We start from the raw sequence: 13,636 nt of genomic DNA on the forward strand, positions 1-13,636 counted from the left end.
AGTAACTGGCATGAGCAGTAACGAGGCAAGGGCCGCCGTCGAAGCGGTGTGGCGCAGCGAATCCGCCCGTATTGTCGGCGCCCTTGCCCGTTATACCGGAGACTTTCCACTGGCAGAGGACCTCGCACAGGAAGCACTCGCAGAGGCCCTCGTGTCATGGTCTGTCAACGGCGCACCTGCCAATCCCGTGGGATGGCTCCTCACAGCGGGTCGTCGTCGTGCCATCGATACTTTCCGGCGGCGGGCCGCCCTGGACGACAAATATGCGCTGCTTGCGCGCGACCTCACAGAGGAAGAAGCGGGTGTGGATGCGCTGTTCAACCCCCAAACCATAGACGACGACGTCCTGGCCCTGATGTTCATCTCCTGCCACCCCGTGGTGTCCAGGGAAGCCCGCATAGCCATGACTCTTCGCGTTGTGGGCGGCATGACCACGGAAGAGATCGCCAAGGCATTCCTGGTCCCGGTGCCAACCATCCAGGCGCGCATCACCCGGGCCAAGAAGACGCTCGCTGCTGCGCGCGTCCCCTTCGCAGTGCCCGAAGCCGATCAGGTCCCTGAGCGGCTTGGTTCGGTGCTGAATGTCGTCTATCTGATCTTCAACGAAGGAGCCTACGCTTCCGGAGGAGAAAACTGGATGCGGACCGAGCTGGCCAGTGAAGCACGTCGACTTGCCCGAGTGCTGGTCCGCGTGGCACCGGAGCCCGAAGCGTTCGGGTTGCTTGCACTCATGGAACTCACAGCGGCGCGGTTCCCGGCAAGGCTCAACGCGGATGGCCAGCCGATCCTGCTGGAAAACCAGGACCGACGTCGATGGGATCAGTCAGCAATCCGGCGCGGACGCGCAGCGCTTTCGACGGCGGCTGGTTCCGGCCGTGGGCTCGGCGCCTACGGGCTGCAGGCTTCCATCGCCGAATGCCACGCTGTGGCGCACTCAGTGGAGGAGACGGACTGGGATCGAATCGTGGTTCTGTACGAGGCGCTCGGGCGACTCACGCCGTCGCCCATCATCGATTTGAACCGTGCCGTCGCCGTGTCCATGGCTTCTGGCCCTGCCGCCGCACTGGACCTCGTTGACGAATTGGATCGCACGGGTGAACTCAAGGGCTCGCATCTCTTGCCGGCGGTAAGAGGCGAGCTGCTGTGGCGGCTTGGACGCGATGAAGAAGCGAGGGATGCATTTCACCAAGCTCTTGAACTGTGCTCCAGCGGCGCCGAACGCGTGGTCCTTGAGCGAAAAATCAAGGACTTGCAACCCGGACAACGCCAGTAAGCGCTCAAACGGGTGCATGCTAGCCCCTCGATGTGCGCCGGGCACTTTTATAGCCGGGCATTTTTATAGCCGGGCACTCTTCATGTTCGGAGGCGCTCTTATGTTCTGAGGGGTGTGTGGTGGTGGTTGCGTCGGGGTGTTTGTTTGGGGTCGATGTGGGGTGGCGGGATGAACCACGGAACCCCTGTTGTGATGTCGATGCGCCAGTCTTCTTTGTGGATGAGGTGGTGGTGGTGGCTGCAGAGCAAGGTGCCGTTGTTGGTTGACGTGGTGCCGCCGTGTGACCAGTAGGTGATGTGATGGGCTTCGCACCAGGGGGCGGGCATGGTGCAGTCGGGGAACGCGCAGCCTTGGTCCCGGGCGGTGATGGCTTTGCGGATGTGGGGCGGGAAGATCCGGGTGGTGCGGCCGATGTCCAGGATGCGGGATTCGCTGCCGAGCAGGACGGGGAGGATGTCGGCGTCGCAGGCGATTTTGCGGATGGTGTTGGGGTGGATCGGGCCGGCGAAGGTGGCGGAGCCGGAGCTGAGCCGGGGGTGTTGCGGGTCAGCTCCGGTCCCTGTGCCTGTGGTCCGGGTGGGGGCCGTGCGCGTGAGTCGTTGGAAGAGGTCGCGTTCGTCGATGGTGACGGCGAGCTGGGGTCGGAGCCCGCCGTTGGAGGGCAGTTTCCCTGTGGTCATGGCGACGGCGCAGGCTCCGACGAGGCCGTCGAGGAGTTTCTGGGCCCGGGAACGCCGGTCCAGGTCCGGACCCGCTGGTTCGTTCCCGCCGTCTCCGTTCCCGCCCCCGTTCCCGTTAACGCTGTCGTTGCTTTCGCCGGTGGCGTTGCTTTCGTCGGTGGTGTTGCTGGTTTCGGGCTCATTAGTGTGTGCGGTGGTGAGTCGGGGGTTGGTGGCGGTGTTCATGGCGGTGGTGAGTGTTTCGTATTGTTCGGTGGTGGCGAAGATTTCCAGGTGGTGCAGTCCGTGGCGGGGCTTGCGGATGAAGGTGCCTTGGAGCTGGCGGAGGATTTCTTCGCTGGGTTCCGGGCCGTCCTGGTCGATCAGGTCGTTCCAGCGTTTGGTCATTTTCAGGACGAAGTCGGGGTCGGACCCGGCGGCGGTGCGGGTGAGGGCGTGTTCCATCCGGGTGATGGTCTCCTCGTCGGTGAGGAGCCGTACTTTGTCCAGGGCGGCGCTGATGATGCTCGCGGACCGGGTGGGTATTTGCGTGGATTCGAGGGCTTGGGCCAGGATTTCGCGGCGGGCCGGGATGTGTTGCCCGGCGATTCCGGTCCCGGGGAGGACCTGGGAGGCCAGGGCGAGCCGGCGCCGGGCTTCGCCGATGCCGATCCTCAGACGGGCCCGCAGGAATTCCGCGGCGTTGCGGTAGCCATCATCGGCCACCGCAGCAGCGTCCGCCACCGCAGCAGCGTCCGCCGCAGCAACAGCGGATCCAGCAGCAGCATTGAAGCCAGCAGGGGTGGCGGATCCAGCAGCAGTATTGAAGCCAGCAGCAGCATCGGACCTTGCAGCTGTGGCTGTGGCTGTGGCTGTGGCGGTGGCGGGGTTTGGTCCTGTGGGTGTGGGGTTGGTCCAGCCTGTCTGCCATCCCGTGCCCGCCGCGGAGGAGGGCCGTGCCTGCTGGGCCCGGGTGCGAGTCCGTTCCACGGCGTGCGCCGCGATGACCTGCAGATACTCCACGGTGCGGGCAATATCCTCCACCCGCCCGGCGAACCCCGCGGCTTCGGCAAACCCGAACCCCGGGGCGCCGGCCACGGTGACGGAACGCAGACTTTCCAAGGCCCCAACGCTGTCCGCCAGCGCATCCCCAAGTCCCAGCGCATCCCCGAGCCCGAGCGTATCCTCAAGCCCCGGCGCGCCCTGATGTCTTAGCGGACTCCCAAGTCCCAAGGAACCGCCCAGTCCCCGGGAAACAGGGCTGACTTCAGGATCGACCCTAATTCCTGGATCGACTTCAACTTCAGGATCGACCCCAAGGCCGGCGAAGGGCAGTGGTTCCAGGCCGTGAACACGCTCGCCTTCACGGTCCATTTCACTAAGGGTGGCGAAGGATTTCGGTTCAATGCCGCGAAGCAGCGCCATGGCCCTGAGCTTCTCCGAATCGCCGCCTGCCGCAGCCGCCGCCGTCGGGCTTTCACAGCCGGCCTGGCCGCTGGCCGGACCGGTGTGGCTTCCTCGGGGAAGGCCCCGGGGGCGCACCGCGACGCCAGGCATCGCTGCCCGTCGCGCCATGATTTCCCCAATGCTTCCCATGAATAAACCCTCTCACCAGGGTCTGACATTTTTAGGAAGCACTTCCAAGGGCTTCAGCCGGGATAGCCGTACTCCTCGTTAGATACCAACTCGCCCCAGGTTGTTTCGGAACCGTCGGAGGCTCCGGTGGTTTCCCACATGGCAAGGTGGCTCATGAAATGGTCCGGAGCAGCACCGTGCCAGTGCCACTCGCCCGGCGGTGTGTAGATGGTGTCACCTTGACGGGCCACCTTGACCTCGCCTCCGCGCGCCTGCACCAGGCACACACCGTCGGTCACGTAGAGCGTCTGTCCAGCCGCGTGGGTGTGCCACGCCGTTCTCGCACACGGTGCGAAGCGGACGATGTTCACCCGCAGTCGGGAGGGCTCGTCTCCCTTGGCGATGACGTCGAAGTAGACTTCGCCGGTGAAGAGCCCTGATGGTCCCTTGGTGCTTGTGGTTTTGGCGGTAATGTCCATGGTTCCTTTTTCGTTGCGGAATTAGTTGCGTTTCGTCGCGCGGAGGTCGTGGCCGGGTTCAGGCGTGCCGGGTTCAGAGGCAAGCGTGGTGGCAGCCCAACTCGCAAGCAGTTGCAGGGCATCCTCAGTCCCGGTGCCGGGCTCCGCGTTGTAGATGGTCATGGTCAGGCCGTCGTCAGCGGACAACTCAAACGCCTCGTAGAGCATGTGCAGGTCCCCGACGATCGGATGACGGAATTGTTTCTTGCCGGTGTAATGCTGCCGGACGTTGTGCGAAGCCCAGCGCACACGGAATTCTTCGCTGCGGGTGGACAGCTCGCCTACGAGGTCTGTGAGTCCACGGTCGTATGGGTCCCGCCCGGCCTCGGTCCGCATAATGGCCACCGTGTCGTTGGCGGCCCGTTCCCAATCGGTGTAGAAGTCATGGCTGCGGGGATCGAGGAAGAGGAAGCGGGCAAGGTTGGGTGGTCCGGAAGGGTTGTCGTAGCTTTCCGAGTACAGTGCCCTGCCCAAGGCGTTGGTAGCGAGGATATCGAGCCGGCCATTGCGCACGAATGCCGGTGAATGGGTGATTGCGTCCAATGTGAGTTGGACGCCCTGCCGGATGGATTGTTTCCGTACCGGCCGACGCCGCAACCGGCCGCCGTCGTTGGCCGCACGGGCGAGGTCCAAGAGATGCGCCCGTTCGGCGTCGTCCAGTTGCAGGGCATTGGCGAGCGATTCGAGGACGCTATCCGAGACGCCTGAGAGGTTCCCCCGCTCCAAGCGGGTGTAGTACTCAACACTGACGCCGGCAAGCATGGCAACTTCGCCTCGGCGGAGCCCCAGGACGCGCCGGTTGCCGCCATAGGCGGCAAGCCCAGCTTGTTCGGGGGTGATCTTCGCTCTTCGTGTCGAGAGGAAATCGCGCGTCTCGGTACGGTTGTCCATGTTTCCAACGGTAGGGGTTTTGGTCTCCCAAGGGAGTCCCTGTCAGTACCCCTAACAGCAGTAACTCCTTGCATTGTGGAAAAGAGGGTTAGATGGAAACATCCACTGATCTTCATCACGCAGGAGAAACATGCCTTCCGCTAACGCTTATGCTTCCCCCTCGGCCACGGGCGACCTGACCCTGACCACCATCGAACGTCGCGGGGTTGGACCTCACGATGTGCACATTGACATCAAATTCGCTGGCATCTGTCACTCGGACATCCACACTGTGCGCGGCGATTGGGGTCCCCAGCAGTACCCGCTGGTCCCTGGCCACGAGATTGCCGGCATCGTTACCGAAGTTGGCCCGAACGTCACCAAGCACAAAGTCGGTGACCGGGTTGGTGTTGGCTGCATGGTCAACTCGTGCAAGGAGTGCAGGAACTGCTTGGCGGGCGAGGAACAGTACTGCCTCAACGGCAACGTGGGCACTTACGGAGCAATTGACCGTGACGGTACCGTCACCCAGGGCGGTTACTCGAGCAGCGTGGTGGTGAACGAGGACTTTGTCGTCACGATTCCTGAAGCGCTGGATCTCGACGTCGCTGCACCGCTGCTGTGCGCAGGTATCACGACCTTCTCCCCGCTGCACCACTGGGAAGCCGGCCCTGGCAAGAAGGTCGCGATCGTGGGCCTGGGCGGCCTGGGCCACATGGGGGTCAAGATTGCCCACGCCATGGGTGCCGAGGTGACGGTTTTGTCTCAGTCCCTGAAGAAGATGGAAGATGGCCTCAATCTTGGCGCTGACCACTATTACGCCACCAGTGATCCTGCCACGTTCGAGCAACTGGCAGGTACCTTTGACCTCATCATCAACACGGTCAGTGCTTCCATCGATATCAGCGCCTACCTGCAACTGCTGAGCCTTGACGGCACGCTGGTGAACGTTGGCGCGCCGGCCGAGCCGCTGCCCGTGAATGCTTTCGCCCTCATCGGTGGGCGCCGCAGGTTCGCCGGCTCCATGATTGGCGGAATCCGCGAAACCCAGGAGATGCTGGACTTCTGCGCCGAGCACGGGCTCGGTGCCGAGATCGAGGTCATCCCGGCCAGCAAGATCAACGATGCTTATGAGCGCGTACTCGCCTCCGATGTGCGTTATCGCTTCGTCATCGACGCGTCCACCATTGGCTAGCACGCCGACCCAACAGCAAGACCACTGAAGGGGCCACGCCTCCTCGCAGCCGTCAGGTTGATCGAGGGGCGTGGCCTTTTTAGTGCAGGCAAGCAGGGACAATGGTGTGGTGACTTTTAGACTGGAGACCATTGGCGCAGGGCTGGTCTTCGCTGATTCCCTGGGAAAGCTCACCGCCGCGCTCAAAAGCCAGGGCGACGGCGGAACGGTGGTCGTCCAGGCGCCACCCGGGACGGGAAAGACAACCTTGGTTCCTCCACTGCTGGCCAACCTCGTGGAGGAGGCGCGCCCGGGCCAGCCCCGCGTCGTCGTCACCCAACCGCGCAGGGTGGCCGCGCGTTCAGCCGCCCGCCGCCTTGCCTCTCTCGACGGCAGCCGTCTGGGCAGCCGGGTGGGTTATACAGTCCGCGGCGAGAGCAAATCGGGCCCGGACACTGTAGTGGAATTCGTCACTCCGGGCATTCTCTTGCGGCGCCTCCTGGCTGATCCGGGACTTGAGGGCACGCAAGCGGTGATCCTGGATGAGGTCCACGAGCGGGGCCTCGAAACCGACCTGCTGGTGGGCATGCTCGCGGAAGTCCAGGAACTCCGGGGCGACCTCACGCTGGTGGCCATGTCGGCAACCGTTGACGCGAAGCGTTTCGCCAGCCTGCTGGGGCAAAACGGGCTGGAGCGAGGCGGCTTGGGGGAGGCCGACGGCGGTGTGCCGGCTCCCGTCGTCGACTGTCCTTCCGTGCTGCACGCCCTGGAGGTCCAGTGGGTTCCGGCCAACGGCCAGCGCTTGGATGATCGCGGCGTGGCATGCAGCTTCCTTAGCCATGTTGCCGAAACAACGGTGGCTGCCCACGAGGAAGCGCTCATGGAAAACCCCGACGTTGACGCTTTGGTCTTCCTCCCAGGCGTCCGTGAAGTGTCCGACGTCGCCAGCCGCCTCCGCGGGCGGGTCCAGGCCGGTGTTGAGGTACTTGAACTGCACGGCCAGATCGGTCCAGACGCCCAGGACCGTGCGGTTTCGGGCCGGGAACCCGGCGGCCCTCCTCGAATTATTGTGTCAACGGCGTTGGCCGAGTCGTCACTCACGGTGCCGGGCGTCCGGCTCGTTATTGATTCCGGCCTGTCACGTGAACCGCGTCGTGACGCGGGCAGAGGCATGTCCGGACTGGTGACGGTGTCCTGCTCGAAGGCTTCTGCGGAGCAGCGGGCCGGTCGCGCAGCGCGCCAAGGACCAGGCAGGGTGGTCCGGTGCTACGACCAACAGGCCTTCGCCGCTGCGCCAGCACATCAAACCCCCGAGGTTTCGGTGGCCGACCTCACCAGCGCCGCTCTGGTCCTCGCTTGCTGGGGAGCACCCGGGGGCCGGGGGCTTGCACTGCCCGACGCACCACCGCGTGCCGCTATGGATGACGCCGTCGAGGTTCTTCGGGAACTCGGTGCTGTGACAGTGGAAGGAACTGTCACGGACCTGGGCAGGACACTCGCGAAGATCCCGGCCGACCCGCGGCTGGCCCGCGCGTTGCTGGACGGTTCCGCGCTGGTTGGCCGCCGCCTTGCCGCTGAAACCGTGGCACTGGTGGCAGGTGATCAACGCGCACCTGGTGCCGATCTCACAAAACTCCTGGCGGCAGTTCGTTCCGGATCAGACCCGGCAGCCCGACGATTCGCCGAGGACGTCAAACGGATGGAATCGTTCGCGCGTCAGGAGACCTCCGACGTCGTGAAAGCGCCGCTGGACGTTACAGCGAGGGAGGCACCGGGGTTCGTGGTCGCGTTGGCCTTCCCGGACCGTATTGCCAGGCGGGTTCCCGGCCAAGGGGCACCCACGTATCTGCTGACATCGGGCACCAGGGCTGGTCTGCCCGCAGGTAGCTCCCTGGCCGGTCATGACTGGTTGGCCGTGGCGGAGGTTTCCCGCGCCCAAGGCAGGGATGCCGCGGGCACGGGAGCCGTGATCCGATCGGCGGCGCCCCTGTCCGCCGAACTCGCGGTGGCTGCGGCGCCGGAGCTGTCGGTGGAGGACGTAGTGGCACGTTTCGCCCAAGGTCGGGTGACCGCCAGGCTTGAGCGGAGACTGGGAGCCCTCGTTTTGTCTTCGACGCCCGTGCGCCCCAGCGTCGAGCAGGGCCGACATGCTGTTGCGATTGCGCTGGAAAAGGCAGGACTCTCGATGATCGGGTGGTCCGCTGCGGCAGATGCGCTGCGCCGGCGTCTGGCCTTGTTGCACCGGGAGCTGGGCGATCCGTGGCCGGATGTCAGCGAATCCGCCCTGCTGGCCAGGTTGGATGATTGGCTTGCCCCGGAGCTCGAATCCATGGCCACCGGTACCCCGGCCGCCACCATCGACCTCACCGATCCACTCCGGCGCCTGCTCCCGTGGCCCGAGGCTTCCACCTTGGACAGCCTGGTGCCTGAGCGCCTTCAGGTGCCCAGCGGCTCGCGGGTGAGGATCGATTACCCCGAGGTCGCTGACGGCTCCGGGGGCCCGGAGCGAAAGAATGCGGAGCACGACGGCGGTAGCCCGGTTGTAGCGGTCAAGCTGCAGGAATGCTTCGGCTGGGACCGCACGCCCCGCCTTATTGGCGGAAGGGTACCGGTGCTTTTCCACCTTTTGTCTCCCGCAGGCAGGCCGTTGGCAGTAACAGCCGATCTCGCTTCGTTCTGGTCCGGGCCCTACTCCCAGGTTCGGGCAGAGATGCGTGGGCGCTACCCCAGGCATCCCTGGCCCGAAGATCCGTGGACGGCACTGGCTACGGCCAAAACCAAGAACCGCATGTAGCCCAGCCGATGAAAGAACTGCTAGGCAAGCCTTTCCAACATGAACTGGATCTCGCCGTCCACGAACGTGCCTATTACGCTGCTTGCCGCAAACTCATCCGGGGCCGTTGTCAGTGGGTCCCGCTCGAACGCGGTGAAGTCGGCGCGTTTGCCCACCGTGATGGAGCCCGAAACGTCCCACAGTCCTGCAGCCCGCGCCGCGTGCGAGGTGTAGCCCTCAAGCGCTTGGAGTGCGGTGAGCGCCTGGGCTGGTGCGATGGGTTCCTGCTCCGGATGTCCGGAACGGCGCCGCAACTGGGCGTCTGCAATGATCGGCAAGGGTGCGTACGGAGCGATCGGCCAGTCGGAGCCGATGCCCACGGTGACTCCGGCCTCGCGGAGGTCCCTGCAACGCCATGCGCGGTCGGCACGGACCTTGCCTAGCCGGGTGGACCAATTGTCACTGTGGTCAGCCACGGAATAATGTGTGCAGTGCGTCGGCTGCATACTCGCCACCACTCCGGCGTGCTGGAAGCGTTCCACCAGCTGGTCGGGCACCGTTTCGATATGTTCAATCCTGTGAACCGTCTGGCGGAGCACATCCGAGGGCACAACACCGCGGAGCGACTCCAAGGCGTCCAGGACATGTTCCACGCCGGCATCGCCAATGGCGTGTGTCGCCGTCGGGATTCCCCGGGAGGCAAAGTAGCGGACCGCAGCTGTGTATTCTTCCGGCCGTGGCCAGAATGGCGCAGTGGACTGGCCGTACAGGTCCGGCTCGTAAAGCCACGCCGTCCCATTGTCCACGGTTCCATCAACGAACAGTTTGATGGCCTCGATCGACCAGCGGCGTCCGCCGGTGCCTACGGTGCGGGCAAGCTGCTTCCATTCGGCAACGCCAGTGCCCGGCATGCACCACGGCGCACTCCGCAACCGCAGCGGCAGCCCGCCGTCGGCTTCCAAAGCCTGAAGTAGAGCCGTCGACTCCTCGTCATGGTCCATGACGTGCCCGCCGGTCAGGCCGGACCGGGCGAAGTCCCGGAGCAAGACACCCAGGCGGGTCTTGCGGTCCTCAAACGATTCCTTGGGAATGTGACGCTGCACCAGTTCAATGGCCGCCGCTTCCAGGAGCATCCCGGTGGGGACGCCGTCGGCGTCGCAGACCACCTCGGCGGACTGGTCGAATTCAACGCGGCCACTGATCCCGGCCAATTCCAGTGCCCGGCTGTTCGCCAACGCCGAATGCCCGTCGAACAAACGGATCATCGCTGGCCGGTCTCCGGAGACCTCGTCGAGCACACTCCGGTGCAGGGGTACTGGGCCAAACGCGTTCGGATTCAGACCCCACGCACGCAACCAGCCGCCGTCGTCCGATGTCACTGGGCCGGTCGTTGATTCTGCGCCGTTCATTGATTCTGACTGCAGCAGCGCGCGTACTTCAGCCAAAGTCGACGCGCCGGACAGATCACAGCCGATGGTCAGGTCCAGGCCAAACACCGGGTGGATGTGGCAATCCACCAGGCCTGGCGTAAGTGTCGCACCGCCAAGGTCCACTACCCGTGTACTTGGCCCACGCCACTGCTGGGCATCCTCCCGGGTTCCGACGGCGGCAATCAACCCGTCGCGGACGGCAACGGCCTGAATGGCCGGTCGGGAACCGTTATCCGGGCGGTCGTCGAGTGTGTGGATGGTGTCGGCAAGGACAATGAGGTCAGGAGTCATGGGTTTCGAAGCTTCCAATCCGGGCGAAGATGTGAGGGCGGGCACTGCGCAATCTGCGGGCTGTCAGCAGGCCTGCCAGGAAAACAAGGGGGGTCACCAACAGGAGGATGGTGTTGGTAAGGGCATCGGCGAAAGTCAGCAGTTCGATGTTGATGGCGATCAGGGCAACCACACCGAAGAGCAGGATGGCTGAAGCGATGCTCAAAGGAATGAGCAGCCGGTTGGTCACGGCTTCCGGGTTGCGCCGAAGGTAGATGAATGCTGCTACGGACACCAGTCCCTGCAACGCGACAATGCCGAAGATGCCGGGGGTGTTGACCCAGATCAGCAGCTGCTTGTAAGGATCGGCGCCGGCGATGGCGCAAATAATGATGACGATGGCTGCGAGGGCTGTCTGGATCTGTCCGGCGCGGTGCGGGGACTTGTACTTCGGATGGGTCCTCCCGAGGAAAGCGGGAAGGACGCCGTCCTTTGCCAGCATGTAAACGTAGCGGTTGATGGCATTGTGGAAGGCAAGCTGGGAAGCATAGACACTGGTCACGATCAGCACGTACATGACAACCTCGGCCCACGGACCCACGTAGTGATTGATCGTGGCGAAGAACATGCCGTCGGCCAACTCACCTGCAGCTGCCATCACGTCACCATCGCCGTAGGCCTGGATGACCGTCCACACGATGAACGCATAGAACACGGACATGAAGCCGACCGCGATGTAGGTTGCCCGCGGGACGGACTTGTCCGGGTTTCGGGCTTCACGGCGGTACAGCACGGTGGATTCAAAGCCCATGAAAGCGGCGAAGCAGATGGCAAGGATGGCCAGGACGCCAGGGGTGAACGCATGCTCGGGGGAGAAGGAGGCAAGACTGATGCCTTGGGCGCCCCCGTTCGCCAGGATGCCGGCGCCCATGACGGCAAGGATGGCGGTCTCGGCAATGAGCAGGACACCCAGGACCTTTGCCCCGACGTCGATGCCCCGATAGCCAAGGAACCAGACGGCAGCGACGGCCATCAAGGCGACTGCGGGCCATGGGACGTCCAGGCCGAAGAGTGTTCGGAGCATGGCCTGGGTCTGGACTGCGAAGAGCCCGTAGACGCCGATCTGCAGGCAGTTATAAGAGACGATGGCGAGGATGGCGGAGGCCAGACCTACCGTTTTTCCCATGGCAAGAGTGATGTAGGTGTAGAAGCCGCCGGCTGCTTTGACGTGCTTGGTCATGGCCATGAAAGCCACAGCGAAGATCAAGAGAACGGCGCCGGCGATGACGTAGCCCATGGGGGCGCCAATGCCCCCGATGCCAATGGCCACAGGTGCCACACCGGCCATCACGGTCAGGGGGGCTGCTGCGGAGATGACCAGGAAGGCAATGCCGCCTGTGCCGATGGCATTTTTCTTGAGCCCGTTTCCAGCATCCGCTGCAGGAGGGCGGGTTTCGATTTCAGACATGGTGTCCTCGGAGATCTAATGCGGGGAGATTTGGGGGGAGCCGATCGATAAGCGAAAGGCTTTCGTTTATCGTAGAGCCTTGTGATTGGGCGCACAATACCTTTGCCCAAACTTCTGGCTAGAGTCGTAACAACACATTGATTGGAGAACCCGAATGCCACGCCCGCTGGTTCCGCTGATATCCATCGACGCACTCGTCACGGCCGCCTTGGAACTGGTGGACGAGGCCGGGGACTTCAGCCTGCCCAAACTGGCCAAGAGGATCGGCGTCAGTCAATCGTCCATCTACAACCATGTCAGCGGCCGCGAACAAATACTGGAGCTGATGCGGGGACGGATCATCGCCCAGAGCCCTTACGCCCTCCATGAAGGGCAGGACTGGGAGGACGCCCTCAGGGTCATCGTCCGCGCCTACCGCGACGCCTTCGCCCGGCACCCCCGCCTGGCGCCCCTGCTGGTCTTGCAAACTGTGCAGGACGATCAGGTACTGGCTCTCTATGAGAGTCTGGCGGTCGCCCTCGAAAATGCCGGTTTCCAGGGACAGGATGTGGTTTCGGCCATCTCCACGATCGACAGTTTTGCCTTGGGATTTGCGTTGGACCTGGCCGCTCCCGACGTCGTGTGGGCCCCTCCCGCTGACGGCTACCCGGCCCTTACCCAGGCGTTAACGCACGCGGGTCCGCCGGACAAGCGGGGTGAAGCAGCCTTCGATTTCGGTTTGGAGATCCTGGTAGCCGGGCTCCGTTCACGCCTCAACTCCCCGGTGCTGTGAACGTTGCTGTGAACGTTGCTTTGAACCCCGCTGTGAATTCTGCTGTGAATCCTGTACAAACCTGGTGGGCGGCTGTGGTCCGTGGCTTCACCGACGTCCACACTACGGCCGTGCCACTATCTGCGTTGGTGGCGATTCTTGCCGCAGCAACCATTTTGAGCATCCCTCGAGCCACGTGGCGATGGTTCGGTCTCTACGTCACCTTCGTCCATGAACTGGGCCACGCCTATGCCGCCCTCATGACGGGGCGATTCGTCCACAGCCTCCGCATCGGACTGGATCATTCGGGCCGTCTCGTCAGCAGCGGCCGGAGCCCCTTTGGTGCGGCCTGGTCAGGGTTCTGGGGATACCCCGCGCCCGCGGTCGTGGGACTTGCCTTGATCGCTGCGTTCGCCGCCGGCCGGTCAGGGGCTGCAATGTCCGTAGGCGCCCTCATCCTGCTGGTCTCCCTGATTTTCCTGCGCAACCTGACAGGGATCCTCGTGGCGGTGGTCAGCGCAGCTATCGCCCAGCTTTTGGTCTTCTTCGGATCTCCCACAATCGTTGACTACGCTGTGCTGGCCTTGGGGATCGCCCTGTCAGTGGGTGCCGTGCGCGACCTTTTCAAGCTTGCCGGTGTCCATACACGGCGCCGGAACCGGCTCGCAGCCTCGGACGCCTACATCCTTGGCCAAACCACGGGTGTCCCGTCATTCCTGTGGCTGACAGGATTCTCCGTAGTCATCACAGGAAGCACTGTAACCTCAGCATGGTTGTTGTGGGGCATGGTGCCGGCCTAGTACCCGTTGGCCGCTTCGCCGGCGGCTCTTCGTCCGCAACTGGGTCTTGCCCTGTGGTCGCCTCAGGGTGTCCAA

At 63.9% G+C, this 13,636-nt stretch carries 10 protein-coding genes; 5 read left to right on the forward strand and 5 right to left on the reverse strand.

From position 1 onward, the window contains the following. Positions 1–10: 10 nt before the first annotated feature. Positions 11–1,273, forward strand: coding sequence for an RNA polymerase sigma factor (locus tag LDN82_RS11470; protein ID WP_224164320.1), 1,263 nt, complete (start codon positions 11–13; stop codon positions 1,271–1,273). A gap of 98 nt (positions 1,274–1,371) precedes the next feature. Here the strand turns inward: LDN82_RS11470 and LDN82_RS11475 are convergent, their stop codons facing one another. Genes LDN82_RS11475 through LDN82_RS11485 form a run of 3 tightly spaced genes read right to left on the reverse strand, consistent with a single transcriptional unit; the run spans position 1,372 to position 4,916 of the window. Next, positions 1,372–3,528 carry an HNH endonuclease signature motif containing protein gene (locus LDN82_RS11475; protein WP_224164321.1) on the reverse strand — a complete coding sequence of 719 codons (2,157 nt, stop codon included), beginning with the start codon at positions 3,526–3,528 and terminating at the stop codon, positions 1,372–1,374. Positions 3,529–3,581: 53 nt separating this feature from the next. Then, complete coding sequence (locus LDN82_RS11480; protein WP_224164322.1) at positions 3,582–3,986, reverse strand: cupin domain-containing protein; 405 nt, start codon at positions 3,984–3,986, stop codon at positions 3,582–3,584. 21 nt (positions 3,987–4,007) lie between these two features. Next, entirely contained in the window at positions 4,008–4,916 is a 909-nt protein-coding gene (locus LDN82_RS11485) for a helix-turn-helix transcriptional regulator (protein ID WP_224164323.1), read from the reverse strand. A 130-nt stretch (positions 4,917–5,046) separates the two neighbouring features. Here LDN82_RS11485 and LDN82_RS11490 point away from each other — a divergent pair, with 130 nt between their 5' ends. Beyond that, positions 5,047–6,090: an NAD(P)-dependent alcohol dehydrogenase gene (locus LDN82_RS11490; protein WP_224164324.1), complete on the forward strand. Its 1,044-nt coding sequence runs from the start codon at positions 5,047–5,049 to the stop codon at positions 6,088–6,090. A gap of 82 nt (positions 6,091–6,172) precedes the next feature. Next, positions 6,173–8,863 carry an ATP-dependent helicase HrpB gene (hrpB, locus tag LDN82_RS11495; protein WP_346347118.1) on the forward strand — a complete coding sequence of 897 codons (2,691 nt, stop codon included), beginning with the start codon at positions 6,173–6,175 and terminating at the stop codon, positions 8,861–8,863. A 20-nt stretch (positions 8,864–8,883) separates the two neighbouring features. Here hrpB and LDN82_RS11500 read toward each other — a convergent pair whose 3' ends face one another. Together LDN82_RS11500 and LDN82_RS11505 are read right to left on the reverse strand one after the other, a co-directional pair. After that, a complete protein-coding gene (locus LDN82_RS11500; protein WP_224164325.1) occupies positions 8,884–10,563 on the reverse strand; it encodes an amidohydrolase in 1,680 nt (559 codons plus the stop codon). Continuing rightward, a complete protein-coding gene (locus LDN82_RS11505) occupies positions 10,553–12,010 on the reverse strand; it encodes an APC family permease (RefSeq protein ID WP_224164326.1) in 1,458 nt (485 codons plus the stop codon). The genes LDN82_RS11500 and LDN82_RS11505 overlap by 11 nt, the downstream gene beginning before the upstream one ends. Positions 12,011–12,164: 154 nt before the next feature. Between LDN82_RS11505 and LDN82_RS11510 the strand changes: the two genes are divergently transcribed. Both LDN82_RS11510 and LDN82_RS11515 read left to right on the forward strand, forming a co-directional pair. Further along, the gene (locus LDN82_RS11510) at positions 12,165–12,782 is read left to right on the forward strand and encodes a TetR/AcrR family transcriptional regulator C-terminal domain-containing protein (RefSeq protein WP_224164327.1); all 618 of its coding nucleotides are present in this window, start codon (positions 12,165–12,167) and stop codon (positions 12,780–12,782) included. A gap of 44 nt (positions 12,783–12,826) precedes the next feature. Beyond that, positions 12,827–13,561, forward strand: coding sequence for a M50 family metallopeptidase (locus LDN82_RS11515; protein WP_224164328.1), 735 nt, complete (start codon positions 12,827–12,829; stop codon positions 13,559–13,561). Positions 13,562–13,636 lie beyond the last annotated feature (75 nt).

The sequence above is a fragment of the Arthrobacter sp. StoSoilA2 genome (assembly GCF_019977195.1).
Taxonomy (GTDB): Bacteria; Actinomycetota; Actinomycetes; order Actinomycetales; family Micrococcaceae; genus Arthrobacter.